Genomic DNA, 25,359 nt, shown 5'->3' with positions numbered 1-25,359 from the left:
TCCTTCCTGGCCGCCTCAGGCGTGCAGCGGGTTGATCTTGTCGGCCTGGATGCCGTATTTGGCGATGGCCTCGGCCACGCGCGCGGCGGGCAGCTTGCCCTCGTCGGCCAGGGCCTTGAGCGCGGCCAGCACGATGTAGTGGCGGTTGACCTCGAAGTGCTCGCGCAGCTTGCGGCGGAAGTCTGAGCGGCCAAAGCCGTCGGTGCCCAGCACGGTGTAGCTGCGGGCCGCGCCTTGCTCGTTCTTGGGCATGAAGGGGCGGATTTGCTCGGCGTAGTTCTTCATGTAGTCGGTGGCGGCGATCACCGGCCCCTCGTGCCCGGCCAGCTGCTGCGCCACGAAGGGCGTGCGCGGCGCGTCGGTGGGGTGCAGCAGGTTCCAGCGCGCGCAGTCCTGGCCGTCGCGCGCCAGTTCGTTGAAGCTGGGGCAGCTCCACACGTCGGCGGCAATGCCCCAGTCCTGCGCCAGCAGGGCCTGGGCGGCGATGCTCTCGCGCAAGATGGTGCCGCTGCCCAGCAGCTGCACGCGCTGCACGGGCGCCTGCGCGCCGCGCTGGCACAGGTACATGCCGCGGATGATCTGCTCCTCGGTGCCGGGCGTGAGGCCGGGCATGGCGTAGTTCTCGTTGAGCAGGGTGAGGTAATAGAACACGTTGTCCTGCTTTTCCACCATGCGTTTCAAGCCGTGGTGCAGGATGACGGCGACCTCGTGCGCGAAGGTGGGGTCGTAGCTGATGCAGTTGGGGATGGTGCCGGCCAGGATGTGGCTGTGCCCGTCCTCGTGCTGCAAGCCTTCGCCGTTGAGCGTGGTGCGCCCCGATGTGCCGCCCAGCAGAAAGCCGCGCGCCTGCATGTCGCCCGCGGCCCAGGCCAGGTCGCCCACGCGCTGGAAGCCGAACATGGAATAGAACACGTAAAACGGCATCATGATGCGGTTGGACGTGCTGTAGCTGGTGGCCGCCGCGATCCAGCTGGCCATGCCGCCGGCCTCGTTGATGCCTTCTTGCAGGATCTGGCCGTCGGTGGCCTCCTTGTAGTACATGACCTGGTCCTTATCGACCGGGGTGTACTGCTGGCCGCGCGGGTTGTAGATGCCGATCTGGCGGAACAGCCCCTCCATGCCGAAGGTGCGCGCCTCGTCCACCAGAATGGGCACCACGCGCGGGCCAAAGGCCTTGTCGCGCAGCAGCTGCGTGAGAAAGCGCACAAAGGCCTGGGTGGTGCTGATCTCGCGGCCCTCGGCCGTGGGTTCGAGCACGGCCTTGAAGGTCTCCAGGCTGGGGATAGTGAAGCTCTCATCGGCCTTGGTGCGGCGCTTGGGCAGGTAGCCTCCCAGGGCCTGGCGGCGCTCGTGCAGGTACTTCATCTCCGGCGTGTCGTCGGCCGGCTTGTAGTAGGGCAGCTTGTCCAGCTCGCTGTCGGGCACGGGGATGCCGAAGCGGTCGCGGATGTAGCGCACGTCCTCGTCGCTGAGCTTCTTGGTCTGGTGCACGGTGTTCTTGCCCTCGCCGGCCTTGCCCATGCCGTAGCCCTTCACCGTCTTGACCAGCAGCACCGTGGGCTGGCCCTTGTGGTGGTGCGCGGCGTGGAAGGCCGCGTACACCTTGCTCGGCTCGTGGCCGCCGCGGCGCAGCTCCCAGATCTCGTCGTCGCTCATGTGCTCGACCAGCTTGGCCGTCTCCGGGTATTTGCCGAAGAAGTGCTTGCGCACGTAGGCGCCGTCGTTGGCCTTCATGGCCTGGTAGTCGCCGTCCAGCGTCTCCATCATCAGCTGCTTGAGCTTGCCGCTCTTGTCGCGCGCCAGCAGCTCGTCCCAGCCCTTGCCCCAGATCAGCTTGATGACGTTCCAGCCGCTGCCGCGGAATTCGCCCTCCAGCTCCTGGATGATCTTGCCGTTGCCGCGCACCGGGCCGTCCAGGCGTTGCAGGTTGCAGTTGATGACGAAGATCAGGTTGTCCAGGTTCTCGCGCGCGGCCAGGCCAATGGCGCCCAGGCTCTCGGGCTCGTCCATCTCGCCATCGCCCATGAAGGCCCAGACCTTGCGCCCCTCGGTGTTGGCGATGCCGCGCGCCTGCAAATACTTCAGAAAACGCGCCTGGTAAATGGCCATCAGCGGCCCCAGGCCCATGCTGACGGTGGGAAACTGCCAGAACTCGGGCATCAGCTTGGGGTGCGGGTAGCTGGACAGGCCCTTGCCATCGACCTCCTGACGGAAGCTGTCCATCTGCGCCTCGGTGATGCGCCCTTCCAGATAGGCGCGCGCGTAAATGCCCGGCGCGCTGTGGCCCTGGATGTAGAGGCAGTCGCCGCCGTGGTTTTCACTCTCGGCGTGCCAGAAGTGGTTGAAGCCCGCGCCCAGCATGGAGGCCAGCGAGGCGAACGAGCCAATGTGCCCGCCCAGATCGCCCCCGTCGTCGGGGTTGAGGCGGTTGGCGCGCACCACCATCGCCATGGCGTTCCAGCGCATGTAGGCGCGCAGGCGCTTCTCGATGGCGATGTTGCCGGGGCAGCGCGCCTCCTGCTCCGGCTCAATGGTGTTGACGTAGCCCGTGGTGGCCGAAAACGGCAGGTCGATGCTGTGCTGGCGCGCGTGCTCCAGCAGCTCCTCGATCAGAAAATGCGCCCGCTCGGCGCCCTCGCGGTCGATCACGGCCGAGAGCGCATCGAGCCACTCGCGGGTTTCCTGGGCGTCGGTGTCCACGGCGTCCGTGGCCGCCAGTGCCTTGCCCGTCATGCTTGTCTGATCGCTCATATCGTCCAGTCTCCATTTCATGAAATCACGATGCTGTGCAGCACCACACCGCTTGGGAAGATCTGCACCAATCCAGCCAGCGCGGTGTGCGCGGCGGTTCGGAATGGGGCGCCAGGGGCGCGCAAACCACTCGAATCCGCAGGTGCACACGGCGCGCGCCGTCAGGCGTGCAAACCTTGCCTTGGAATCTACCCGAGAGCGCCACGCGCGCCAGCCTCAAAGGCCGCGGCAATACCTAGGGGAAACGCGGAATCTGCGGCCCAAGCGCCCTCACGCACAGTGGCCGGGCAGACTTTCCCCGGGGACGCTGCAACGCCTGCAGTGTCGCATGTTTGCCGGGGTCTTGTTTCAAATTGAGACAGCGTTTTTCGCATCAAGAAAATTTTGCCGGCTTTCTGCGCCCGGCAAGCCTGCGCTGGGGGTTTTGCCTGGCCGTTGCGGCGGGCCGGCACAATAAGCCCCCTTTTCGTCACGCTCTCGGCACGGGCGGTTTGCCGCCCTGCCCATGTTTTCGCCGCATGCCCGAAACCGCCTCCCCGCTGCACAACCCCATTCGCGCTGCCAATGGCAAGAATGCCACTTGGCTGCGCCTGGAGCGGCTCAGTGTGCTGATTCCGCTGCTGTCCGTCGTGCTGTTCGTCGTTGTCATGGTCGGGGCGTATGGGTTTTTGCGCAGTGAGGAACAGGCCCGCGAGAAACAGCTGCTGCAGCAGCACACGCAGTTTCTGCAGCTGCGCCTGAACGAGCAGCTGCTCTCGCGGCAGGACCAGATCCAGCGCCTGGTGCTGGACATGCTCTCGCCCAACTCCAACACTGGTTTTGATCAGGGCGCGCGCGCGCTCATCGGGCGCGACCGGGCGCTGTATGCGCTGACCTGGTTCGATGCCAGCCAGCGCGTGGTCAGCAGCCACCATTCGGCCATGGTCCCCAGCAGCCTGCGGCGCAACCTGGGGCAGGTGGTGCAGGGCATCGCGCCCGAGGATGCGTTGCAAAGCCATTGGCGCAGCGTGGCCGGGCAGGAGCAGCAAAGCCAGGAAGTGCAGCCGGCCGTGCTGCAGTTCTTCATCCCCATCGAGATCAATGGCCACCCGCTCGGGGCGGTGATGGCCGAGTACGCGCCGCACCTGCTGCTCAACGCCGCCTTGAACGAGGCGCGCCTGACCGATGGCCTGGCCGTGTCGCTGCTCGACGCGCAAGGCCAGCTCATTGCCGGCGCCGCGCCCGCACGGCCCGCAAGGGCCGAGGCCGGCTTTGCCTGGGATCCGGCGCAGCAGGCCCCGGCGCAGCTGGCCGTGCCGGTGCAGCCGCTGGGCGGGCAATGGCGGCTGAACGTGGCCGTGTACCGCTCCGACCGGAGCATGACCACGCGCGCGCTGTCGCTGCTGCTGCTGCTGCTGGGCTTAAGCACAGTGGGCATGCTGTGGATGAACTGGCGCCTGAGCCGCAGGCGCCTGCAGACGCAGCGCCACCTGCGCCAGGAATACAACTTCCGCCTGGCAATCGAAAACGCCTTGACCACCGGCATCCGCGCGCTGGACATGCAGGGCACGACGACCTACACCAACGCCGCCTTCAGCCGCATGGTGGGCTGGAGTCAGGACGAAATGGTGGGCATGAAGGCGCCCTTTCCCTACTGGCCGCGCCAGGATCGGGAGATCCTGCAGCAGCGCTTTCAGGCCGAGCTCGATGGCCGGCACTACCCGGGCGGGTTGCAGCTGCGCATGCGGCGCAAGAATGGCACCTCGTTCGATGCGCGGGTCTTTCTGACGCCGCTGCGCAATGAGAGCGGCACGCAGGTGGGCTGGCTGACCACCATCAACGACATCACCGAGCCCAACCGCATCCGCCAGCAACTGGCCACCGCGCACGAGCGCTTCACGCTGGTGCTCGAATCGCTGGACGCCTCCATCAGCATCACCCCGCTGGGCAGCAAGGAGCTGTTGTTTGCCAACCGCCTCTACCGCCAATGGTTTGGCACGCACAGCGCCGGGCATTTGCAGATGCTGGCCCAGGCCGGCGAGCGCGACGCCAGCCGCGCGCGGCAGGGCGATGAAGACCAGGGCGACGCTGCGGGGCCCGAGGATTTGCTGATGGGCCTGCCTGCGGACATGCTCACCAGCGCCAGCTCCGAGCGCGCCGAGATCTACGTCGAATCGCTGGGCAAATGGCTGGAAGTGCGCTCGCGCTACCTCGAATGGGTCGATGGGCGCCTGGCGCAGATGCTGATTGCCACGGACATCAGCAAGCGCAAGCAGGCCGAGGAGCAGGCCTCGCGCCAGATGCAGAAGATGGAGAGCGTCAACCGCCTGATGACCATGGGGGAGATGGCCTCCAGCGTGGCGCATGAGCTCAACCAGCCCCTGGCGGCCATCAGCAACTACGTCGGCGGCATGATTGCGCGCATCCAGAACAACACCATCGACAAAGAGCAGCTGCTGCTGCCGCTGGAGAAGACCGCCCACCAGGCCGTGCGCGCCGGGCAGGTCATCCACCGCATCCGCTCCTTCGTGCAGCGCAGCCAGTCGCAGCGCGAGCCCTGCCAGGCCCAGCGCCTGGTTGGCGAGGCCATCGAGCTGGCCAACATCGAAATCCGCCGGCGCAACGTGCGCCTGAGCGTGCAAATCGAAGCCCAGCTGCCGCCGCTGCAGGCCGACGCCATCCTCATCGAACAGGTGCTGATCAACCTGCTGAAGAACGCCGCCGAGGCCATCGATGGCGCTGAGCTGCCGGCCCAGCGCCGCGGCATCGAGCTGATCGTGCACCGCGATGGCGCGGGCCTGCGCTTTCGCATTGCCGACCAGGGGCCGGGCCTGCCCGATGAGGCACTGGAGCACCTCTTCGATGCGTTTTACTCCACCAAGCAAGACGGCATGGGCATCGGCCTGAACCTGTGCCGCAGCATCATCGAATCCCATCAAGGAAAAATGCAAGTGCGCAACCTCTACAATGGCACCCTGGTAACAGGCTGTGAATTTTCCTTCTGGCTGCCGGCCATGCAGGCGCCGCATGCGCCTGCCGATGAGCCCGCCGGGCCCATCCTGGGCTGAGATTCAGCAGGCCGTTTTTTCGATGGCGGCAAGCCCATTCCAACCTTTTTGCGCACAGGCCCGCTTTGGCCTGCCCCAGCGCCCCGTACAAGCATGATGGGTGGCTGCGGCAATGCACCCCTCCCCCCACCATGACAGGACGACGGCATGACGATTGGCAATAAAAAAGGCACGGTCTACATCGTGGACGACGATGAGGCCATCCGAGACTCTTTGCAGTGGCTGCTGGAGGGGCGCGACTTCCACGTGCGCTGCTTTGACAGCGCCGAGTCCTTTCTGAGCCACTACGATCCGCGCGAGGTCGCCTGCCTGATCACCGACATCCGCATGGGCGGCATGTCCGGGCTGGAGCTGCAGGAGTCGCTGGCCGAGCGCTGCCCTGCCCTGCCCGTGGCCATCATCACCGGCCACGGCGACGTGCCCATGGCCGTGCAGACCATGAAAAAAGGCGCGGTCGACTTCATCCAAAAGCCGTTTGAAGAGCAGGCCATCACGGCCCTGGTGGCGCGCATGCTCCAGCAGGCCGAGAGCAGCTTTGCCAACCAGCAGCAGGCGGCCACCCGCGAGGCCCTGCTGTCGAAGCTGACGGCGCGCGAGTCGCAGGTGCTCGAACGCATCGTCGCCGGGCGCCTGAACAAGCAAATTGCCGATGACCTGAACATCAGCATCAAGACGGTGGAGGCGCACCGCGCCAACATCATGGAAAAGCTCGGCGCCAACACCGTGGCCGATTTGCTCAAGGTCGCCCTGGGCGGCCCAGTGGCCTGAGAACAGGCAATGAGAGCCTGTGCAAAACGGGCTTTGAGACTTTTTTCTGCGGACTTTGCCGCGCCTTCTTTCGTGACGACTTGACACCATGCCCGCCCAACTCATCGACGGCCTTGCCCTTTCGAAAAAACTGCGCCTGCAAATCGCCCAGCAAGCCCAGGCCCTGAGCGAACAGGGGCTGCGCCCCGGGCTGGCCGTGGTGCTGGTGGGCGAGGATCCGGCCTCGCAGGTCTATGTGCGCAACAAGATCAAGGCCTGCGAGGAAGCGGGCATCCACTCTGTGCTGCAAAAGCTCCCCGCCCAGACCAGCCAGCAGGAGCTGCTTGAGCACATTGCCGCGCTCAACGCCGACGCCAGCATCCACGGCATTCTGGTGCAGCTGCCCCTGCCCAAGCACCTGGATGCCGATGCCGTGATCGAAGCCATTGCCCCGGAAAAGGACGTCGATGGCTTTCACATCGCCAGCGCCGGCGCGCTGATGACCGGCCTGCCCGGCGGCTTCTGGCCCTGCACGCCGCACGGCTGCCTGCAGATGCTCGACGCCATCGGCTGCGAACTGCGCGGCAAGCACGCCGTGGTGGTTGGGCGCAGCAACATCGTCGGCAAGCCCATGGCCATGATGCTGCTGGCGCGCAGCGCCACCGTCACCATCTGCCACAGCGCCACGGCCGATCTGGGGGCCATCACGCGCCAGGCCGATGTGCTGGTCGCGGCCGTGGGCAAGGAAAAGCTGATCACGCGCGAGATGGTCAAGCCCGGGGCTGTGGTCATCGACGTGGGCATGAACCGCAATGCACAGGGCAAGCTCTGCGGCGATGTGGACTTCGAGCAAGTGCAGCAAGTGGCCTCCTGGATCACCCCGGTGCCCGGCGGCGTTGGTCCCATGACCATCACCATGCTGCTGGCCAACACCATCGAATCGGCCCAGCGCGCTGCAGGCAAAAAGTAAGCGTTTTGCCACCCCAAATCCGCTGCAAAGGCGCTCGCCCAGGGTGTGGGGAGAGAGGCTGCGATGCCAGGGGCATCCACGGGCATTTGCGGGGATTTGCGGGCGTTGGCAGCGCCCCTAATCCACAGCGGCACATGCGGCGACTGCCGCTCGCGCAGGCCTTGCCGGCCCACTCGGCCAGGGGGCTGCCGCAGCGGGCCCTTGGTTTAGAATCGGCGCCGAAAATGCACGCCGGCAGACGGCGCGCAGCGCGGCTGCCCCAGGGCTCCACATCGCCCCATGCCCTGGCCCGCACAGCCCCACGGCATGCAGCATTGGCAGCCGGTGATTCCAATCAATGAGAGAGTGTCGTCATGAAAAAATCCAGCGTGATCGCCCTGGTGCTCGCAGTCCTGGGGACTGCCGCCTTCGCGCAAGAGCGCGTCTACCGCTGCGGCAATGAGTACACCAATGCCTCGGGCGCGTCCAAGCGCCAGGGCTGCCGGCTCGTCGAGGGCGGCAATGTCACCGTCATCCAAAGCTCTGGCAGATCCCCGGCCACGCGGCGCAGCACGGCCTCGTCCTCTTCTGCGGGCAGCAGCCCGCGGCAAAGCAGCGCCGCCGCGCCCGTCAACGCCCCCAGGGTCGAGCAGTCCACGCAACGCAACCGCGATGCCGATGCCCGCACCATCCTGGAAGCCGAATTGCGCAAGTCCAAGGAGCGTCTGGCCACGCTGGAGGCCGAATACAACAACGGCGCCCCGGTGCGCACGGCGCTGGAGTTGCGCAACCCCCAAGACTACATCACACGCACGGCCGAGCTCAAGGCCAATATCGAGCGCGTGCAGGCCGACATCGAAGGCATACAGCGCGAGATCGGCCGCCTGCGCTAAAGAGCGCCACCGCCCCGCCACCGACGCAATGCCCATGCGCCGCCAGCCTGGCGGCGCAGGCACTTCGCAGCACCCCCACTTCCCCACCCCCGACACTCCAAGGAGCATCGCGCAATGACACGCATGGTTCAGTGCATCAAGCTGGGCACCCAAGCCCCCGGTCTGGACTTCCCCCCCTACCCCGGGGAGCTTGGCCAGCGCATCTACAACAACGTCAGCCAGGAGGCCTGGGCCGCCTGGCTGCGCCACCAGACCATGCTGGTCAATGAAAACCGCCTGAACCTGGCCGATGCGCGCGCACGCCAGTACCTGGCGCGCCAGATGGAGCAGCACTTCTTCGGTGGTGGCGCCGACCAGGCAGCAGGCTACGTGCCGCCCAGCGACTCCGCTGCTTGATCGCCGATTCAAAGCCTTGGCATGGCCTTGCCCAGCTCGGCTGCGGCACGGCCATTTTCTTTTCCCCCTGCCCTTCGATCTCATGGCACTGACCCTTGCCTCGTGGAATGTGAACTCGCTCAATGTGCGCCTGCCCCAGGTGCAGCAATGGCTGCAGGCCAATCCGGTGGACGTGCTGGGCATGCAGGAGCTCAAGCTGGCCGATGAGCGCTTTCCCCATGCGCAGCTGCAGGAATCGGGCTACTGCGCCACGGTGCTGGGCCAGCCCACGTACAACGGCGTGGCCTTGCTGCACCGCAGCCCGGCGCATGAGGTGGTGCGCAACCTGCCGGGCCTGGACGATCCGCAGTCGCGCGTCATCAGCGCCAGCGTGGACTCGGAATGGGGCCGGCTGCGGGTCATCAACGCCTATTTCGTCAATGGCCAGGAGCCCGGCAGCGAGAAGTTCGCCTACAAGATGCACTGGCTGGCGCATCTGAAGCAGTTCGTGCAGGAGCAGCTGCAGCAATACGAGCACCTGGTGCTGATGGGCGACTTCAACATCACTGCGCAGGACTGCGACTCCTGGGATCCGCAGGGCCTGCGCGACACCATCCACCACACGCAGCAGGAACGCCAGGCCTTTCAGGATTTGCTGGACATGGGCCTGGTCGATGCGTTCCGCTGCTTCGAGCAGCCCGAGAAAAGCTTCTCGTGGTGGGATTACCGCATGCTGGGCTTTCAGAAAAACCGCGGGCTGCGCATCGACTACATCCTCGTCAGCACCGCGCTGCGGCCTAGGCTGCAGCGCTGCTGGATCGACCGCACGCCGCGCAAGTGGCCCAAGCCCAGCGACCACGCGCCCGTGCTGGTCAGCCTGGGCGATGCCAAGGCACAGACAGCGACCTAAAGCCTACGCAGGGCCCGCCCCCGCGCATGGGGGCGGGCACAGCCTGGATCTGCTGCGGTCCCTCAAGCCACAGTCACGACTCATCCAGCGGCGCGAAGTGCCCCTGCTGGTACAGCTGCACCAAGCGGCGGTACGTCATGGTTTGATTGCTGCCGTCGGCAGAGGTGAACATCATCAGCCCCCGTTCGGGGTTGGCCCAGGTCAGCTGGGTGCGCAATGGCTGGCCCGTCTCGCCGATCATGTACCACTGGCCCACACGCATTTGCTGCAAGGCATCGGGCAGTTGGCTGGCGCCCTCTGCCTGTGGCGCCGCAGGCGATGCGGCTTCGGCCATGTGTTCATGCGTCAGCTTGGGCAGGGCGGCGCTGCCAGCGGGCTGATCCGGGGGCCGGCCAGAGGCAGGCGCTGCGGCAGCCAGGGCCTGATGGTGCAGCTTCTTGAGCTTGGCGATCACCGATTCGGCCTGGCTGCGCTCGACCCCCACGCTCAGTAAACCGACGTGCAGTTTTTGGTGCATTTCGGCGATGGAGTGCAGCAGGCCCGGCTCGGCCTGTCGCAGGTACTGGGCTTGCACGCTGGTGAGCAACAGCGGCACCAGGGCGGCGTAGCCTCTGGGATCCTTGGCCAGCAGGGCTTGCACATCCGCCCCTGCGGTCTGGCCGGGCTCCTGGCGCAGGATCGCGCGCACGATGACCTTGGCCCACGGCCCGGCGATGAATTTCTGCACCCAGGGGTCGGCCGCGGCAAAGAATGGCAATGCCTGCGCACGCGCCACGACGGCGTCGAACAAGGCCTGGGCCTGCGGCGAGGGGGCCGGCCTTGCCGCGGCAGCTGGGGCTGGCGTGGCTGCGCGTGCGCCGGCCTGTGTCGTTTGCGCCGCCGCCGCCGTCGTCACTGCCGCCCCTGCCTCGCCCGCCTGCAGCTGGGCGTAGGCCAGCTTGAACGGCTCTGCCGAGCGAGCCTGCCCCAGGCGCCCGGTGGCGCTGATGCTGGCCACGCGGCGCAGAAAGTCCTGGCAGCCTGGGCTTTCTACATGGGCAAACTGCTTGGCGCCGGCCTGGATTTTGCTCAGGAACAGGCGCGCCGGATGGTGGGGGTCGCGCAGGAATGCCGGGTCGTTTTGCACCAGCCGGCGCAGGCAGGGCTGCAGCTGCGCCACGATCTCCTTCAGCGGCTGCAGGTGGGCCACGTCCTTGACCACGGCAAGCAGCAAATCCTGCAGGCTGTCGAGCTTGCCCTCCTGCCCGTCGTCGCCCATTGGCGCTGCCGCCGGTGATGGGCGCGGGGCCTGCTGGGGCGGCGCTGCAGACGCCAAATTCTGGGATGGCGCTGGCGAGGCGCTGGCGCCAGGCTCGGCAATATCCTGTGCCGCGGCAGGCTGGCGCGGCTTTTTGCCTTTGAGCATATAGTGCGCGGCATCGGCTCCCAGGCCTTCGATCAGCTCCTCCCGGGTCAGCAGCCGCTCTGCGGTGGCATCGGCCGTATTGGTCTGCAGGTAGGACACATCGCCAAAGCCCGTGGTCATGGCGCCAAAGCCCGTGGCCCGTTTTTGCACCGACTCGATGCCCGCCTCGGACATTTGATTGGTCAGCAGAAAGTAGGTGCGGTTGAGCACCGGGGCCAATGCAACGGCAAAGCTTTTCAGGATCAAGACCCGGACGATCTCCTCGCCCTCGCTGGCTTCGAGCATTTTCTGCATGGCATGCAGATAGTTCTCCGGCCGCAGGGGATTGCGGTTGCTGCGGATGTAGTCGTAGCCCCGCGCTGCGCTGACCAGGCCATCCAGGCGCTCCAGGGCGTTTTCCACCGCGGCTTCCAGCGTGCGGTGCACATGCATCAAGTCCGATTTGGATTGGATCGAGAACGTGGTGTGCAGGTCGATGTCGCCCAGCCCGGAGATGACTTCATCGTCCTGGCTGTAGGGGTCGAACTCCAGTACCTCCGAGAATGCCTGCAGCAAATAGCCCGGGTAGGCCTGCACCCATTGCTCGTGCTGCACATCCATCCAGCGCAATGCCTTGGAGATCAGTTGCGGATTGGCAGGGCCGGCGCCGCCCTCCTGGTTTTGCGCCACGCGCGCGCCAGTGTCGCGCAGCACCCGGCGAATCAGGCCCGAGCTCTCGCGCAAGGCTGCGATCACCCCGTTTCTGAATATTGGCCAATTGGCCTGGTTTTGCACCATGGGTCATTCCTCCTCTGCGTAGGGCATGGGCCTGTGGCCTGCCCATGCCGTGCTGCCGACTCGATGGCCGCGCGCCCCGGCAGCCTGCCTCCTCACTCAGCATCTTGGCGCGGGCCCTTTGCTTGCGTCCAAAGTCGATGGGAGCAAGGGGCCCGGCCGACAAGGGCCGCGCCGATTATTTCAGCGCCTTGAAGCGCACCCGCTTGGGTTGTGCCGCCTCTTCGCCCAGGCGCTTCTTCTTGTCGGCTTCATATTCCTGGTAGTTGCCATCGAAGAATACCCACTGACTGTCGCCTTCGGCAGCCAGAATGTGCGTGGCAATGCGGTCGAGGAACCAGCGATCGTGGCTGATGACCAACACTGTGCCCGCATATTCGAGCAAGGCATCCTCCAGCGCGCGCAGCGTTTCCACGTCCAGGTCGTTCGATGGTTCGTCCAGCAGCAGCACATTGCCCCCGGTCAGCAGGGTCTTGGCCAAGTGCAGGCGGCCGCGCTCCCCGCCGGAGAGGTTGCCGACCTTTTTCTGCTGGTCGCCGCCATTGAAGTTGAAGCGCCCGGCATAGGCCCGACTGGGCATCTGGAACTTGCCCACGGTGATGATGTCCAGCCCGCCGGAGATGTCCTCCCAGACGGTTTTGTCGTTGGCCAAGTCATCGCGCGCCTGATCCACATAGGCCATTTGCACGGTCGGGCCGATCTCCACAGTGCCGCTGTCGGGCTGCTCGCGCCCGGCAATGAGCTTGAACAGCGTGGACTTGCCCGCGCCGTTGGGGCCGATGATGCCCACGATGGCGCCGGCCGGGATGTTGAAGCTGAGGTTGTCGATCAGCAGGCGGTCGCCAAAGGATTTGCTGACGTTCTTGAACTCGATCACCTTGGTGCCCAGACGCTCGGCCACGGGGATGAAGATCTCCTGCGTCTCGTTGCGCTTTTGGTATTCGTAGTCGCTCAGCTCCTCGAAGCGGGCAATGCGCGCCTTGCTCTTGGCCTGGCGGCCCTTGGCGTTTTGCCGCACCCACTCCAGCTCTTTCTTCAGCGCCTTGGCGCGCGCTTCCTCGCCCTTTTGCTCGGCCTCCAGGCGCGCCTGCTTCTGCGTCAGCCATTCGCTGTAGTTGCCCTTGTAGGGGATGCCATGGCCGCGGTCGAGCTCCAGGATCCACTCGGCCGCGTTGTCCAGGAAGTAGCGGTCGTGCGTGATGGCCACGACGGTGCCGGGAAAGCGCTGCAGGAATTGCTCCAGCCAGTCCACGCTTTCGGCGTCCAGGTGGTTGGTCGGCTCATCGAGCAGCAGCATGTCGGGCTTGGACAGCAGCAGGCGGCACAGGGCCACGCGGCGCTTTTCCCCGCCCGAGAGGTGGCCGATGACGGCATCCCAGGGCGGCAGGCGCAGGGCATCGGCGGCGATTTCCAGCTGATGCTCGGAGTCCGTGCCGGCCGCGGCAATGATGCCCTCCAGGCGCGCCTGCTCGGCAGCCAGCGCATCGAAGTCGGCATCGGGCTCGGCATAGGCGGCGTAAACCTTTTCCAGCTCGGCGCGCGCGGCCAGCACTTCGCCCATGGCCTCTTCGACGCATTCGCGCACGGTTTGCTCCGGGTTGAGCTGGGGCTCCTGCGGCAGGTAGCCGATCTTCAGGCCCGGCATGGGGATGGCCTCGCCCTCGATCTCCTTGTCCAGCCCGGCCATGATCTTCAGCAGGCTGGACTTGCCCGAGCCGTTCAGGCCCAGCACGCCGATCTTGGCCCCTGGGAAAAAGCTCAGGGAAATGTCTTTGAGAATCTGCCGCTTGGGCGGAACCGTCTTGCTCACACGGTTCATCGAATACACATACTGTGCCATTGAAAAATCAATTCCTGAAAAAACAAACTTAGGGCGTGGGGCGTGCTGGCCAGGGTGCTGGGGCCCAGCACAGGGCAGATTTCATACGGATACACAAAAATCCGCACAGCGGCGCTTCTTGTGAGAAAATGCGCGCGTTTTGGATTGCAGTCGACCAAAACCACAGACTCTCGTTGCGTTGCCCCGGCTGGCTGGACCGCGCTTTCCACAGCCGCACAATTCTAATCAACAACGCCTGCCGCCCTGCACTGCGCAGCCCAGCACCCCTTGCTGGCTGCGGGCAATAACCCCAACCCCGAGCACCCTTGAGTGCCCTTTGCTGTGACATTTGAATCCTTGACGCTGTCGGCCGACATCATCGCGGCCGTGACAGAGTTGGGCTACACCCAGCCCACTCCCATTCAAGCCCAATCCATTCCCTTGATTCTTGCCGGGCACGACCTGCTCGCAGGCGCCCAGACCGGCACTGGCAAGACCGCCGCTTTCACCCTGCCCTTGCTCGAGCGCCTGCGCCAGGCCCCGGCGCCCGCAGGCCAGGCCCGCTCCATCCGCGCCCTGATCCTCACCCCCACCCGTGAGCTGGCCGCGCAGATCGAAGACAACATCCGCGCCTACAGCAAGTACCTGGACATCCAGTCCACCGTGATTTTTGGCGGGGTCGGCATGACGCCGCAGATCCAGCGCATCCAAAAAGGCGTGGACATCCTGGTGGCCACGCCCGGGCGCCTGCTGGACTTGCACGCCCAGGGCCATGTGGATCTGGGCGGCGTGCAGTACCTGGTGCTCGATGAAGCCGATCGCATGCTCGACATGGGCTTCATCCACGACGTGCGCAAGGTGCTGGCGCTGCTGCCGGCGCAAAAGCAATCGCTGCTGTTCTCGGCCACGTTCAGCGATGAGATCAAGCAGCTGGCGCAAGGCCTGCTGCGCAACCCGCAGCACATCCAGGTCACGCCGCCCAACACCACCGTGCAGCGCATCAGCCAGGTGATCTGCCCTGTCGGGCGCCAGCAGAAAAAGGCCGCGCTGCTGCACATCATCACCTCGCGCGACTGGAGCCAGGTGCTGGTCTTCACCCGCACCAAGTTCGGCGCCAACCACGTGGCCGAATTCCTCAACAAGAACGGCGTTTCGGCCATGGCGCTGCATGGCAACAAAAGCCAGTCGGCGCGCACGCAGGCGCTGTCGCGCTTCAAATCCGGCGAGCTGCGCGTGCTGGTGGCCACGGACATCGCCGCGCGCGGCATCGACATCGACGAGCTGCCGCACGTCGTCAACTACGAAATCCCCAATGTGCCCGAGGACTACGTGCACCGCATTGGCCGCACGGGCCGCGCCGGCAACGAGGGGCACGCCGTCAGCCTGGTCTGCCTGGACGAAGAAGGCTTCATGATGGAGATTGAGCGCTTCACCAAGCAGGAGATCCCCGTCGAGCCCATGCCCGAATTCGGCCCGGCAGAAGGCGAAGTGGCAGAGCCCATCGCCATGGGGCGCCAGACCCTGTGGGGCGGGGCCGGCAAGCCGCCCAGCCGCGAGGTCATGCAGGCCGCCGCCAAGGCCGCGCGGCGCGAAATGCTCGAACGCATCAGCGCCAAGAAGAGCGCCGCGCCCAGCCGCAAGAAAGCCCAGATGCCCCAAGCTGCCGCCGGCGCATCGGGCCAATCCGATCCATCGCAAGATCCACAGGCGCAGCAAGCACAACAGCAGGGCCATGCAGATGCCGCGCCCAGCACGCCCGCATCCCAGCGCCCGCTGGACGCCAACGGCAAGCCCATCAAGCGGCGCAACCGCTTCCGCGCCGGGGGGCGCAGCAATCGCCCGGCGCGCAATGCACCAGCCGCCAAGGACGAGACTGCGGCCACGGCCGCTGCCACGCGGGCGCGTGCGCCAGCGAACAAGCCGCAGCGCAGCGCCAACAAGCCGCGCGCCGCAGCGGGCAATGCCTCTGGCCAGCAGCAGCGACCGCCGCGCGACCCCATGCTGCGCGCCGACGCACACCTGGGCACGCAGGCGGGCATGTCACTGGCGCCGGCCTACCGTGGCGACAGCGGCCGCCAGCCAGACCCGATGCGCACCAGCGTGGACAGCATGGCCGAGCGCACGCGCCGCCGCAGCGGCAATGCCGGCAGCCGCAACAAACCTGGCCACAAGGGCGGCATCTCGCCCTTGCAGCACAGTGGCCTGGCCATCAGCGGGCGCCGGCGCCCCTGAGCTAGCTCATCGTATGCTGCACGCCGCGCAGCGCCTTGTCGGCGTGCGCGCCGGCTCGCACGCCGCGCCATGCTTTTTCAGGAATGATGCTGTCTTGAGTGCCCGCTCACGGTCTTGCTGTCGATGCCCAGCCATGGAGAGGCCCTTGTCTTTATGTCCACCCAGCAAAGCCTGTTCTTGATCGTTGTGCTCATCGTTGCCAGCGGCTTTTTCTCGATGGCGGAAATTGCCCTGGCGGCCTCGCGGCGCATCCGCCTGCGTCAGCTGGCAGCCGATGGCGACCAGCGCGCGCCCAAGGTGCTGCAGATGCAGGAGCAGCCGGGCGACTACTTCACCGTCGTGCAAGTGGCGCAAAACGGCATTGCCATCCTCGGCGGCATCATCGGCGAAGGGGCTTTCAGCCCCTTCATCACCAGCGTGCTGGGGCACTGGATGGACGGCAAGCACGCCAGCACACTGGGGTTTTGGATTTCCTTCCTGCTGATCACATCGCTGTTCATCCTGTTCTCCGACATCCTGCCCAAGCGGCTGGGCATGGCCGAGCCCGAGCGCGTGGCCATGCGGGTTTACCGCCCCATGCTGCTGGTGATCACACTGCTCAGGCCCTTGGTCTGGTTCTACGGCAAGATCAGCGATCTGGTGTTCAAGCTGCTGGGCCTGCCCATGCTGCGCGACGAGCGCATCACCTCCGAGGACATCCTGGCCATGACCGAGGCCGGCACCCAGGCCGGGGTACTGGCGCAGAACGAGCAGCGCGTCATCGCCAACCTGTTCGATTTGGACAACCGCCTGGTGACCAGCGCCATGACGGCGCGCGACCGCATTGCCTTTTTCCTGCAGAACGACAGCGATGCGCTGATCCGCGCCCGCATCGGCGCCGAGCCCTATTCCACCTACCCGGTGTGCGATCGCGACATCGACCACGTGATCGGCTACGTCGATGCCCAGGACCTGCTGCAGCGCGCGTTGAACAACCAGCCCATCTCGCTGAGCGATGACAGCCTGCTGCAAAAGGCGCTGGTGATCCCCGATCGCCTGTCGCTGGCCGAAACGCTGGAGCAATTCCGCCAGGCCGGCGAAGACTTTGCCGTGGTGGTCAACGAGTACAGCCTGGTGGTGGGCGTGGTCACCCTCAACGATGTCATGAGCACGGTCATGGGCGACCTGATCGGCCCGGACGACGAGGAGCTGATCGTGCAACGCGACGAGCACTCCTGGCTTATCGACGGCATTACGCCCATCGAAGACGTGGTCCATGCGCTGCACATCGACGAGTTCCCGCACTTCGAGGACTACGACACCATGGCAGGCTTTTTGATGGTGATGCTGCGCCGCATCCCACGCCGCACGGACTCGGTCAACTGGGGCGGCTACAAGTTCGAGGTCATGGACGTGGACAGCTACCGCATCGACCAGGTGCTGGTCACGCGCCTGTGCGCCGAAGGGCAGGAGCCCAAGGAGCAGGAAACTGCCAGCCTGGGCGCGCCTTCGCCGTGATGCGCGCAGGCACCCGATGAGATCGGGCTTGTCCAAAGAGTCTGGCCCAAAGAAAAAGCAGCGGCTTCAAGCCGCTGCAAACTCCCACCAAGAAAATGTGTCGTGCTTCTCCTAACCCTGGGCCTCAAGAATATCGCAACTGCTGAAAAATTTCACCCTGCTGCAGCTGCCTGTGCTGCCGCAGGCTGGCTGGGCCGATCCTCGAACTCCCATTGGCGCTGGGCGGCAAACACCGCATTGGGATAGGTCGCCCGTCCCCTGCTGCCGTTGTAGCGCCCCAGAGCCATGAACAGATTGCCTTTTTCAATGTCCAGGTAGTGCCGCATGATGACATTGCCAAAGCGCAGATTGGTTTGCATGTGGAACAGCTTGGCCGGGTCGCCATCGCCGATCACGCGCGTCCAGAACGGCATGATCTGCATGTAGCCCAAGGCCCCAGCGTGCGAGACCACGTGCTTGCGAAAGCCGCTCTCGACCTGGATCAGGCCCAGAATCATCGCCGTGTCAAGGCCTGCGCGTTTGCTTTCGTACCAAACGGTTTGCAGAAACTCATGGCGCACGGCCACGCTGGGCATGCGGCGCGCCAGCTTGTCGCTGGTGGCCGTCAGCCAGCGCAGATAGGCCAGGCGGCTGGCGGTATCGGCAAACACAGGCTCTGGCGGGGTGGCATTGGCAATGGCCGCCTGCAATGCCGAGCGCACGGAATCGACCAAGGGCTCTTCCAGTTGCTGGGCCGATGTCTCTTGCCACGGCCATAGGGTTGCGGCCGGCGCGGCCAGAGCCCCTGCGCCCAGGCCCAGCAGACGCCGCCGGCTGATGCGGGTCGCTGCCTGGCCTACTGGCAGCTGAGCCCTCTCCTCTGCCCAGCCTGCCGCACCATACTGTTTGTGGTTGCTGTTGTTTGTCGCCATCGTCGAGAAAGTCTTGTGCACCGCCCGCGCTTCATGGAAAAGCCCGGGCGGCGGTTGCTGCCCTTGGTCAGCGTCACCACACGCGGCAGCGCACAGGACTTGGGGGCAGGTTTCTACAACACGCCACGCTCTTGCAGAAAGGCTGTAACGTTACCCAATGTTACCCTTTCTGCGCTGGTTTGGCGACGGTGTTGGTATTCGACCTGGCCTTCTTTCAGATTTCGTTCCGAAATCACGACACGGTGCGGCACGCCAATCAGCTCCCAATCGGCAAACATGGCGCCGGGGCGCTCGCCGCGATCGTCCAGGATCACGTCCACGCCATTGGCCAACAGTTCGGCATGCAATTTTTCGGCGGCCTCGCGCACGGCCTCGCTGCGGTCCATGCCGATCGGGCAGATCACCAGCGTGAACGGCGCAATGGCGTCGGGCCAGATGATGCCGCGCTCATCGTGGTTTTGCTCGATGGCCGCCGCCGGCAGGCGCGAGATGCCAATGCCGTAGCAGCCCATTTCAAAGCAGCGGGGCTTGCCGTCCTCATCCAGGAAGGTGGCCCCCATGGCCTGGCTGTATTTGGTGCCCAGGTAAAAGATGTGCCCCACTTCGATGCCGCGCTCGACCGCCAGCACCCCCTTGCCATCGGGCGACAAATCCCCGGCCACAACATTGCGCAGATCGGCGACCTGATCGGGCTCGGGCAGATCGCGCCCCCAGTTCACGCCGGTGTAGTGGAAGTCGGGCTCGTTGGCGCCACAGATCCAATCGCCCATGACGGCCACTTCGCGATCCGCCACGATCTTCACGGCGCGCGCGCCTTCGCGCCCCAGGCCGACGGGGCCCAGATAGCCGGGCTTGCTGCCAAAGTGCGCTGCAATTTCGGCCTCGCTGGCAAAGCGAAATCCCGCATCCAGGCCAGGCACCTTGCCGACCTTGATCTCATTCATGTCATGGTCGCCGCGCAGCAGCAGCAGCCAGATCTGCGTGCCGACCACAGTGCCCTGTTCATCGAGCTCGTCGGTGGCCAGCACCAGCGATTTGACCGTGCGCTGCAGCGGCACGCCCAGCAGCTCGGCCACATCGGCGCAGGTGCTCTTGCCGGGCGTGGGCGTTTTCTGCAGCGCGGCGCTGGCAGCCGCGCGCGGCTGCTGGGGTGCCAGGGCCTCGGCCTTTTCCAGATTGGCGGCGTAGTCGCTCTCGGGCGCGTAGATGATGGCGTCTTCGCCCGTGGCGGCAATGACCTGGAATTCCTCGCTCAAATCCCCGCCGATGGCGCCGCTGTCGGCCGCCACGGCGCGGTAGCGCAGGCCAAAGCGGTCGAAGATGTTGCGGTAGGCCTGGCGCATGCCTTCGTAGCTGCGCTGCGCGCCGGCCACATCCTTGTCGAAGCTGTAGGCGTCCTTCATGATGAATTCGCGCCCGCGCATCAACCCAAAGCGCGGCCGGCGCTCGTCGCGGAACTTGGTCTGGATTTGGTAGAAGTTCACTGGCAGCTGCTTGTAGCTGCGCAGCTCGTTGCGCGCCACATCGGTGACCACTTCTTCGCTGGTGGGCTGAATGACGAAGTCCCGCCCATGGCGGTCGAGCACGCGCAGCAGCTCCGGCCCCATCTTTTCGAAGCGCCCGGTCTCTTGCCACAGCTCACCGGGCTGCACCATGGGCATACTCATCTCCACCGCCCCGGCGCGGTTCATCTCCTCGCGCACAATGGCCTGCACCTTGTGCAGCACCCGCAGCCCCATGGGCATGTAGGTGTAGATCCCGGCGCTGACGCGCCGGATCAGCCCGGCGCGCATCATCAGCTGGTGGCTGATCACTTCAGCGTCCGCAGGCGCTTCTTTGTAGGTGGAAATAAAAAACGTCGATGCTTTCATCGCAGATGCTCTCGGGGCCGGGCACGCCGCTTGCCGCCGCCCGCGCCTGGCAAAGCGCCCAGGCACCGCCATCGCAGCCGGCAGGCTGCACGGGCTTGTTCGGGTATGCGCCAATTGCGCTGGCGGGCGCGCAAGGCATAATACGGCCCAGTTACAAAAAAGGTGCAATTATGCTGGACAGGGAAGGTTTCAGACCGAACGTCGGCATCATATTGCTCAACCAGAAAAACCAGGTTTTCTGGGGCAAGCGAATCAAGACGCACAGTTGGCAATTCCCCCAGGGGGGGATTGATCGTGGCGAAAAGCCCGAGCAGGCCATGTACCGGGAGCTGCATGAAGAAGTCGGCCTGCACCCCCACCATGTGCGCATCATTGCCCGTACCCGTGACTGGTTGCGCTATGAGGTGCCCGATCGCTTTATTCGCCGCGATGCCCGTGGCCATTACAAGGGCCAGAAACAGATCTGGTATTTGCTGCAGCTGCTGGGCAATGACTGGGATCTGAACTTGCGTGCCACCGATCACCCGGAATTCGATGCCTGGCGCTGGAACGACTATTGGGTGCCGCTGGACGTGGTCGTGGAATTCAAGCGCGGTGTTTACGAGATGGCCTTGACGGAGCTCTCGCGCTTCGTGCCGCGCTACGACGCGCGCAACCGCTATTTGCGCAACGGTGCGCGCAGCCAACGCAGCAGCGCCAATGCGGGCCGTGACGAACGCCAGCGCAGCGGTGCTGCCATGCAATCGGCTGCGCTGCCGCGCCCGGCTGCGCCACGCATGGCCAGCATGCTGGTGGGCGCCAACGCCCCTTTGCCGCCAGGGGCCAGCTTCGACCCCGATCCCTCGCGCAGCAGTTGAGCGGCGTGCCGCACCGGCCCCGGCGCTGCGCGCATGGGCGGCGCCTTGGGTGCTTGACGCTTGTTTCCCCCTGGCAAATGGCATAAAGACCCGCCCTGAATCCCGTGAACATGCCTCGCCCCGCGCCTGCCGCGCCGCCCGCAGGCCCTCGTCTTCCTGCCCATGGCGCAGACTCGGGCAGTTTCGGCCAGCACATGCACGAATGGTGGCTGCTGTGGTGGAGCAATCTGTACCTGGGCAGCTCCATGCTGGTGCTGCTGTGCCGCCCGGGCAGGCACTGGTGGCGCATTTGGCAGGTCGTCACAGCCCAGGTCTATGCCCGCCTGCGCTGGTCCTTGCTGGGCTTTTTGCTCATTGCCTACATCCTGGGCAGCGTGGCAACGCAAATTACCCAGCAGACCCTGCACGGCTTTGGCCTGGCCCATTTCACGCCCAGCCTGATGGTGCGCATTCTGCTGGCGGAGGTCGTGCCCTTGGCCGCCGCGCTGGTGGCGGCCATCAAGCTGACGATCCCGCTGGGGGCTGAGCTGGCCATGCTGCGCCACCGCAAGCACCTGGCGCGGCTGGAGGCCGCAGGCATCGACGCGCTGCAGACCGAGTTTTTGCCGCGGCTGCTGATGGGGGTGTACGCCGCCATCATGTTTGCGGCCCTGGGCAGCGCCACCGTCATGGTGACGCTCTACCTCAACATCTACGGGTACACGCTGGCGGGGCTGGAGGTGTTCACGCACGCCTTCGCGCGCACCATGACGCCGCTGTTCACCTTCATCTTCGCGGCCAAGGCCGTGGCGTTCGGCTACATCGTGGCCCTGATCCCGCTCACGGCGGCCTTCACCGACCCCCGCTACGGTCTGCGGCGCGATTCGGAGCTGGCCACGCTGGCGCGCATGCTGGCCCTGCTCATTCTGGTGGAAGTGTTATCCTTGGTCGCCAATTACTACTGAGACTACTGAGCGCCACGGCGCGCCCTGCATCGGGCGCGCAAACTGCCACATGCCCTGCCTGACCAGGCCTTCCTGCCCTCACTGTTTTGTGCCTGTGCCGCCCCGCCCTGACCGCATTTGTTCATGAGCCAAGAGCCGCACCAGCCCCCTGCCCCGCCGGCGCCCGCCGCTCAGGCCGGGCCGCCTGTCGATGGCCCAAGCAAACAACGCGCCGCGCAGCAGCCCCCCGCACCCAGCCCGTCACTGGGCCTGGCGCCCATGGCGCCCGTGCCGCATTTGCATTTCAAGTCGATTTTGCTGATGCTCATCACCATCGCGCTGAGCATTGGCGCCCTGGGCTATCTGCTGTATGCGCGCGGCGCATTCGAGAACAAGCAGACCCTGGTGCTCACGGCCGATGATTCCGAAGGCGTCTCGCTGGGCATGGATTTGACCTTTTCGGGCTTTCCCATCGGCAGGGTCCGGCGCATCGAGCTGGCCGACGATGGCAGCGTGCGCATCCACATCGAGGTGCCTGAGAAAAACGCCCACCGCCTGCGCGAGTCCAGCATCTTCACCATGGTGCGCAATATCCTGGGCGCCACCAGCCTGAAGGCCTACACCAGCGATTGGGACGACCCGCCGCTGCCCGACCGGGCCGTCAGGCCCGTGCTCTATGGCGATGCCTCGGCGGAAATCCCCCAACTGATGGCCTCGGTGCGCAACCTGGTCAACAACCTCACTGGCCTGACCGCCAGCGATTCGGATCTGGCCCAAAGCATGGCCCGCATCAATGAGCTGGGCAGCAACCTCAGCCAGGCGGCCAGCCAGGGCGGCGCGCTGAAGATCCTGCTGGGCGAGGGCCAGGAGCTGCAGCAACTGCAAAAGGCCCTCGTCCAGGTCAACACCTTGCTGCAATCGCTCAACCGCACCGTCAATCATGCCGACAGCCAGGTGTTCGGGCAGCGCGGCCTGCTGCGCGATGCCCAAAGCGCCACGCAGCAGCTGACGCAATTGCTGCAAGCCAGCCGCCAAAGCCTCAAGCAGATCGACGCCATTCTGGGCGATGCCAAAACCATCACCGGGCACGTGAGCAGCAACACGCAGGATCTGCAGACACTGCGCGCCAGCATCGAGAGCAATTTGCGACAAATCGATGCCTTGATGGGCCAGCTGCAAAACACCTGGCCTTTTGCCAAAGAGCATCAAATGACCTTGCCATGAGCTTTCGCATCCCTTCCCTACCTCCCCGCAGCGCATCCGCCCAAGGCCTGAGCGGTCGGCGCCAACACAGCCCCCGCCGCAAAGCCAGTCGCGGCCCTTGGCCTGCCCTGGCGTGGGGCTGCCTGGCGCTGCTGCTGGCCGCCGCGCTGACAGCGGCGCCAGCCCAGGCGGCCGGTGCAACGCCAGCCGCGGCCCAGCAGCGCGTGGCCATGCCGCCTGCGGCCCACTTGCAGTTCGACGCCAAGGGCAAGATCAGCGGCTTTTCCTACAGCGCCAGCGCGCAACTGCATTGGCAGCACGATGGGCACAGCTACCGGGCCGAGCAAAGCATCAAGGCGCCACTGATGGGCACGCGCTCGCAGGTCAGCAGCGGGCGCATCCAGGCCGGGCACCTGCAGCCGCTGCAGTTCACGGATTCGGCGCGCAAAAAACGCAACCTGCGTTTTGATCCGGCCGCAGGCAAGGTCACGGTCGTGGCCAGCGGCCAGAGCGAGAGCGTGCCGCCAGATGCCCAGGATCGCCTCAGCGTGTTCTTCCAGCTGGCCGCGCGCGTGGCCGCCGATGCCGGTTTGCGCGCCAAAGGCCAGCGCATCCCCATCTGGACGGTGGCCAGCAACAAGCAGGAAAGCTGGGTGTTCGAGGTCGAAGGCCTGCAATCGCTGTCCCTGCCCGCCGGCACGCTGCCCACCATCAAGCTGCGCCGCCTGCCGCGCAAGGCCGACGACCAGCAGGCTGAAATCTGGCTGGCCGCAGCCACAGGCTATTTGCCCGTGCGCATCCTGCTGCAAGACGATGGCGACGCCGTCGATCTGCAAATGAAGCGCTACACCCCCAAGGCCCCGCAGTAAGAGCCGTTCGCAGTCGCGCAGCTCTCGCCCTCCGCCGCCTCTGCCGCGGCAGGCGCCAGCGCCTGCCCGCGGAGCTGCTCCGGGCGCAGCCATATCAGTGATAGCCCTGATGCCAAAGGCCCTGTCAGGGCGCTTGCAAGAATCTTTTTTCAGTTACGATTGCCGCCGCTTGGCAGCCGGTGCCACGGCCCCGATGGGCCTGGGCGCCCGATGGCTGCCTTTGTCTGAATGACGCACTGTCCCCACCCATTCCCCCGAGGAGATTGCATGAACCGCATTCCCATGATCGCCCGCGGCGCTGGCCGCCGCCAGTTGCTGCAGGCCGCTGCGGCCGCCTTGTTGGGCCTGAGCGCCCTGGCCAGCCCCAGCGTGTATGCGCAAGCCAAGTCCGTGGCCGTCACCGCCATCGTCGAGCACCCGGCGCTCGATGCCGTGCGCGACGGGATCAAGGAGGAGCTTGAGGCCAGCGGCTTCAAGGGCGACAAGCTCAAGTGGCAATACCAGAGCGCGCAAGGCAACCCCGGCACCGCCGCGCAGATCGCGCGCAACTACATCGGCCAGAATCCGGATGTGATCGTGGCCATTGCCACGCCCTCGGCCCAGGCCGTGGTGGCCGCCAGCAAGAGCATCCCCACTGTGTACTCGGCCGTGACCGACCCGGTGGCCGCCCAGCTGGTCAAGAACATGGAGCCCAGCGGCACCAACGTCACCGGCGTTTCCGACGCCCTGGCGCTGGAAGATCAGGTCAACCTGATCAAGAAGATCATGCCCAACGTCAAGCGCATCGGCATGGTCTACAACCCGGGCGAGGCCAACTCCGTCGTGGTCGTCAATGAGCTCAAGCGCATCCTGCCGCCGATGGGCATTGAGCTGGTCGAGGCCACGGCCCCGCGCACTGTGGACATCACCGCCGCAGCGCGCAACCTGGTGGGCAAGGTGGACGTGATCTACACCAACACCGACAACAACGTGGTCTCGGCCTATGAATCGCTGGTCAAGGTGGCCACCGATGCCAAGCTGCCCCTGGTCGCCTCGGACACCGACAGCGTCAAGCGCGGCGCCATCGCCGCCCTGGGCGTGGACTACCGCGACCTGGGCCGCCAGACCGGCAAGATCGTCGTGCGCATTCTCAATGGTGAAAAGCCCGGCGCCATCGCCTCCGAGCGCAGCACCAACCTGGAGCTTTACGTCAACCCCAAGGCCGCTGCGGCCCAGGGCGTGACCTTGTCGCAGGAGCTGATCCAGTCCGCCAAAGAGGTGATTGAATAACCCCCGCATAGCCTTGCGCGTGAGCGCGCTGGCCATCCATGAAGAAACCGCAACAGG

18 protein-coding genes are annotated in these 25,359 nt (G+C 65.5%); 13 read left to right on the top strand and 5 right to left on the bottom strand.

Annotated elements, in window-relative coordinates; all coding sequences use genetic code 11:
* Positions 1-15: 15 nt before the first annotated feature.
* A complete protein-coding gene (gene aceE, locus CK625_RS02540; RefSeq protein WP_095538666.1) occupies positions 16-2,751 on the bottom strand; it encodes a pyruvate dehydrogenase (acetyl-transferring), homodimeric type in 2,736 nt (911 codons plus the stop codon).
* A gap of 518 nt (positions 2,752-3,269) precedes the next feature.
* On the opposite strand from aceE, the gene CK625_RS02535 reads away from it, so the two are divergent.
* The 6 genes from CK625_RS02535 (at position 3,270) to xth (ending at position 9,672) form a co-directional block, all read left to right on the top strand.
* Positions 3,270-5,798 (top strand): PAS domain-containing sensor histidine kinase, encoded by a 2,529-nt coding sequence (locus tag CK625_RS02535; protein ID WP_095538665.1) that lies wholly within the window; start codon positions 3,270-3,272, stop codon positions 5,796-5,798.
* Positions 5,799-5,945: 147 nt separating this feature from the next.
* Positions 5,946-6,566 (top strand): response regulator transcription factor, encoded by a 621-nt coding sequence (locus CK625_RS02530; RefSeq protein ID WP_095538664.1) that lies wholly within the window; start codon positions 5,946-5,948, stop codon positions 6,564-6,566.
* Positions 6,567-6,654: 88 nt separating this feature from the next.
* The gene (folD, locus tag CK625_RS02525) at positions 6,655-7,515 is read left to right on the top strand and encodes a bifunctional methylenetetrahydrofolate dehydrogenase/methenyltetrahydrofolate cyclohydrolase FolD (RefSeq protein WP_095538663.1); all 861 of its coding nucleotides are present in this window, start codon (positions 6,655-6,657) and stop codon (positions 7,513-7,515) included.
* A gap of 353 nt (positions 7,516-7,868) precedes the next feature.
* A complete protein-coding gene (locus CK625_RS02520; protein WP_095538662.1) occupies positions 7,869-8,387 on the top strand; it encodes a hypothetical protein in 519 nt (172 codons plus the stop codon).
* Positions 8,388-8,501: 114 nt separating this feature from the next.
* A complete protein-coding gene (locus CK625_RS02515) occupies positions 8,502-8,783 on the top strand; it encodes an oxidative damage protection protein (RefSeq protein ID WP_095538661.1) in 282 nt (93 codons plus the stop codon).
* A gap of 88 nt (positions 8,784-8,871) precedes the next feature.
* The gene (xth, locus tag CK625_RS02510; RefSeq protein ID WP_095539044.1) at positions 8,872-9,672 is read left to right on the top strand and encodes an exodeoxyribonuclease III; all 801 of its coding nucleotides are present in this window, start codon (positions 8,872-8,874) and stop codon (positions 9,670-9,672) included.
* 73 nt (positions 9,673-9,745) lie between these two features.
* Here xth and CK625_RS02505 read toward each other — a convergent pair whose 3' ends face one another.
* Both CK625_RS02505 and ettA read right to left on the bottom strand, forming a co-directional pair.
* The gene (locus tag CK625_RS02505; RefSeq protein WP_095538660.1) at positions 9,746-11,854 is read right to left on the bottom strand and encodes a DUF1631 family protein; all 2,109 of its coding nucleotides are present in this window, start codon (positions 11,852-11,854) and stop codon (positions 9,746-9,748) included.
* Between the two features lie 175 nt (positions 11,855-12,029).
* Positions 12,030-13,691, bottom strand: coding sequence for an energy-dependent translational throttle protein EttA (ettA, locus tag CK625_RS02500; RefSeq protein ID WP_095538659.1), 1,662 nt, complete (start codon positions 13,689-13,691; stop codon positions 12,030-12,032).
* A 321-nt stretch (positions 13,692-14,012) separates the two neighbouring features.
* On the opposite strand from ettA, the gene CK625_RS02495 reads away from it, so the two are divergent.
* Positions 14,013-15,902 carry a DEAD/DEAH box helicase gene (locus CK625_RS02495; protein ID WP_095538658.1) on the top strand — a complete coding sequence of 630 codons (1,890 nt, stop codon included), beginning with the start codon at positions 14,013-14,015 and terminating at the stop codon, positions 15,900-15,902.
* A 153-nt stretch (positions 15,903-16,055) separates the two neighbouring features.
* Positions 16,056-17,399 (top strand): hemolysin family protein, encoded by a 1,344-nt coding sequence (locus tag CK625_RS02490; RefSeq protein ID WP_095538657.1) that lies wholly within the window; start codon positions 16,056-16,058, stop codon positions 17,397-17,399.
* A 152-nt stretch (positions 17,400-17,551) separates the two neighbouring features.
* Here CK625_RS02490 and CK625_RS02485 read toward each other — a convergent pair whose 3' ends face one another.
* Positions 17,552-18,310, bottom strand: a complete 759-nt coding sequence (locus CK625_RS02485; protein WP_095538656.1) for a lytic transglycosylase domain-containing protein — start codon at positions 18,308-18,310, stop codon at positions 17,552-17,554.
* Positions 18,311-18,423: 113 nt separating this feature from the next.
* Positions 18,424-20,181, bottom strand: a complete 1,758-nt coding sequence (locus tag CK625_RS02480; protein ID WP_095538655.1) for a proline--tRNA ligase — start codon at positions 20,179-20,181, stop codon at positions 18,424-18,426.
* A gap of 170 nt (positions 20,182-20,351) precedes the next feature.
* Between CK625_RS02480 and CK625_RS02475 the strand changes: the two genes are divergently transcribed.
* From CK625_RS02475 to CK625_RS02455, 5 genes are all read left to right on the top strand, one after another.
* The gene (locus CK625_RS02475) at positions 20,352-21,038 is read left to right on the top strand and encodes an RNA pyrophosphohydrolase (RefSeq protein ID WP_095538654.1); all 687 of its coding nucleotides are present in this window, start codon (positions 20,352-20,354) and stop codon (positions 21,036-21,038) included.
* Between the two features lie 110 nt (positions 21,039-21,148).
* Positions 21,149-21,982 (top strand): ABC transporter permease, encoded by an 834-nt coding sequence (locus CK625_RS02470; RefSeq protein ID WP_095538653.1) that lies wholly within the window; start codon positions 21,149-21,151, stop codon positions 21,980-21,982.
* 123 nt (positions 21,983-22,105) lie between these two features.
* Complete coding sequence (locus tag CK625_RS02465; protein WP_095538652.1) at positions 22,106-23,185, top strand: MlaD family protein; 1,080 nt, start codon at positions 22,106-22,108, stop codon at positions 23,183-23,185.
* On the top strand, positions 23,182-24,033 hold the full coding sequence (locus CK625_RS02460) for a DUF3108 domain-containing protein (RefSeq protein ID WP_095538651.1): 852 nt from the start codon (positions 23,182-23,184) through the stop codon (positions 24,031-24,033). Before CK625_RS02465 ends, CK625_RS02460 begins: the two co-directional genes overlap by 4 nt.
* Positions 24,034-24,315: 282 nt before the next feature.
* On the top strand, positions 24,316-25,302 hold the full coding sequence (locus CK625_RS02455) for an ABC transporter substrate-binding protein (protein WP_095539043.1): 987 nt from the start codon (positions 24,316-24,318) through the stop codon (positions 25,300-25,302).
* Positions 25,303-25,359: the final 57 nt, after the last annotated feature.

The sequence above is a fragment of the Vandammella animalimorsus genome (assembly GCF_002285265.1).
In the GTDB taxonomy this organism is placed as follows: domain Bacteria; phylum Pseudomonadota; class Gammaproteobacteria; order Burkholderiales; family Burkholderiaceae_C; genus Lampropedia.
Note: the sequence above shows the minus strand (reverse complement) of the source record. Positions and strands in the feature narration are given on the sequence as shown.

Bases quoted from the DNA above. Each gene is read 5' to 3' on its own strand.
- CK625_RS02490 (WP_095538657.1), top strand. From the start codon at position 16,056: ATGTCCACCCAGCAAAGCCTGTTCTTGATCGTTGTGCTCATCGTTGCC.
- CK625_RS02465 (WP_095538652.1), top strand. From the start codon at position 22,106: ATGAGCCAAGAGCCGCACCAGCCCCCTGCCCCGCCGGCGCCCGCCGCT.
- CK625_RS02505 (WP_095538660.1), bottom strand. From the start codon at position 11,854: ATGGTGCAAAACCAGGCCAATTGGCCAATATTCAGAAACGGGGTGATC.
- CK625_RS02460 (WP_095538651.1), top strand. From the start codon at position 23,182: ATGAGCTTTCGCATCCCTTCCCTACCTCCCCGCAGCGCATCCGCCCAA.
- folD (WP_095538663.1), top strand. From the start codon at position 6,655: ATGCCCGCCCAACTCATCGACGGCCTTGCCCTTTCGAAAAAACTGCGC.
- ettA (WP_095538659.1), bottom strand. From the start codon at position 13,691: ATGGCACAGTATGTGTATTCGATGAACCGTGTGAGCAAGACGGTTCCG.
- CK625_RS02475 (WP_095538654.1), top strand. From the start codon at position 20,352: ATGCTGGACAGGGAAGGTTTCAGACCGAACGTCGGCATCATATTGCTC.
- CK625_RS02470 (WP_095538653.1), top strand. From the start codon at position 21,149: ATGCCTCGCCCCGCGCCTGCCGCGCCGCCCGCAGGCCCTCGTCTTCCT.
- CK625_RS02485 (WP_095538656.1), bottom strand. From the start codon at position 18,310: ATGGCGACAAACAACAGCAACCACAAACAGTATGGTGCGGCAGGCTGG.
- CK625_RS02530 (WP_095538664.1), top strand. From the start codon at position 5,946: ATGACGATTGGCAATAAAAAAGGCACGGTCTACATCGTGGACGACGAT.
- CK625_RS02455 (WP_095539043.1), top strand. From the start codon at position 24,316: ATGATCGCCCGCGGCGCTGGCCGCCGCCAGTTGCTGCAGGCCGCTGCG.
- aceE (WP_095538666.1), bottom strand. From the start codon at position 2,751: ATGAGCGATCAGACAAGCATGACGGGCAAGGCACTGGCGGCCACGGAC.
- CK625_RS02480 (WP_095538655.1), bottom strand. From the start codon at position 20,181: ATGAAAGCATCGACGTTTTTTATTTCCACCTACAAAGAAGCGCCTGCG.
- CK625_RS02535 (WP_095538665.1), top strand. From the start codon at position 3,270: ATGCCCGAAACCGCCTCCCCGCTGCACAACCCCATTCGCGCTGCCAAT.
- CK625_RS02515 (WP_095538661.1), top strand. From the start codon at position 8,502: ATGACACGCATGGTTCAGTGCATCAAGCTGGGCACCCAAGCCCCCGGT.
- CK625_RS02520 (WP_095538662.1), top strand. From the start codon at position 7,869: ATGAAAAAATCCAGCGTGATCGCCCTGGTGCTCGCAGTCCTGGGGACT.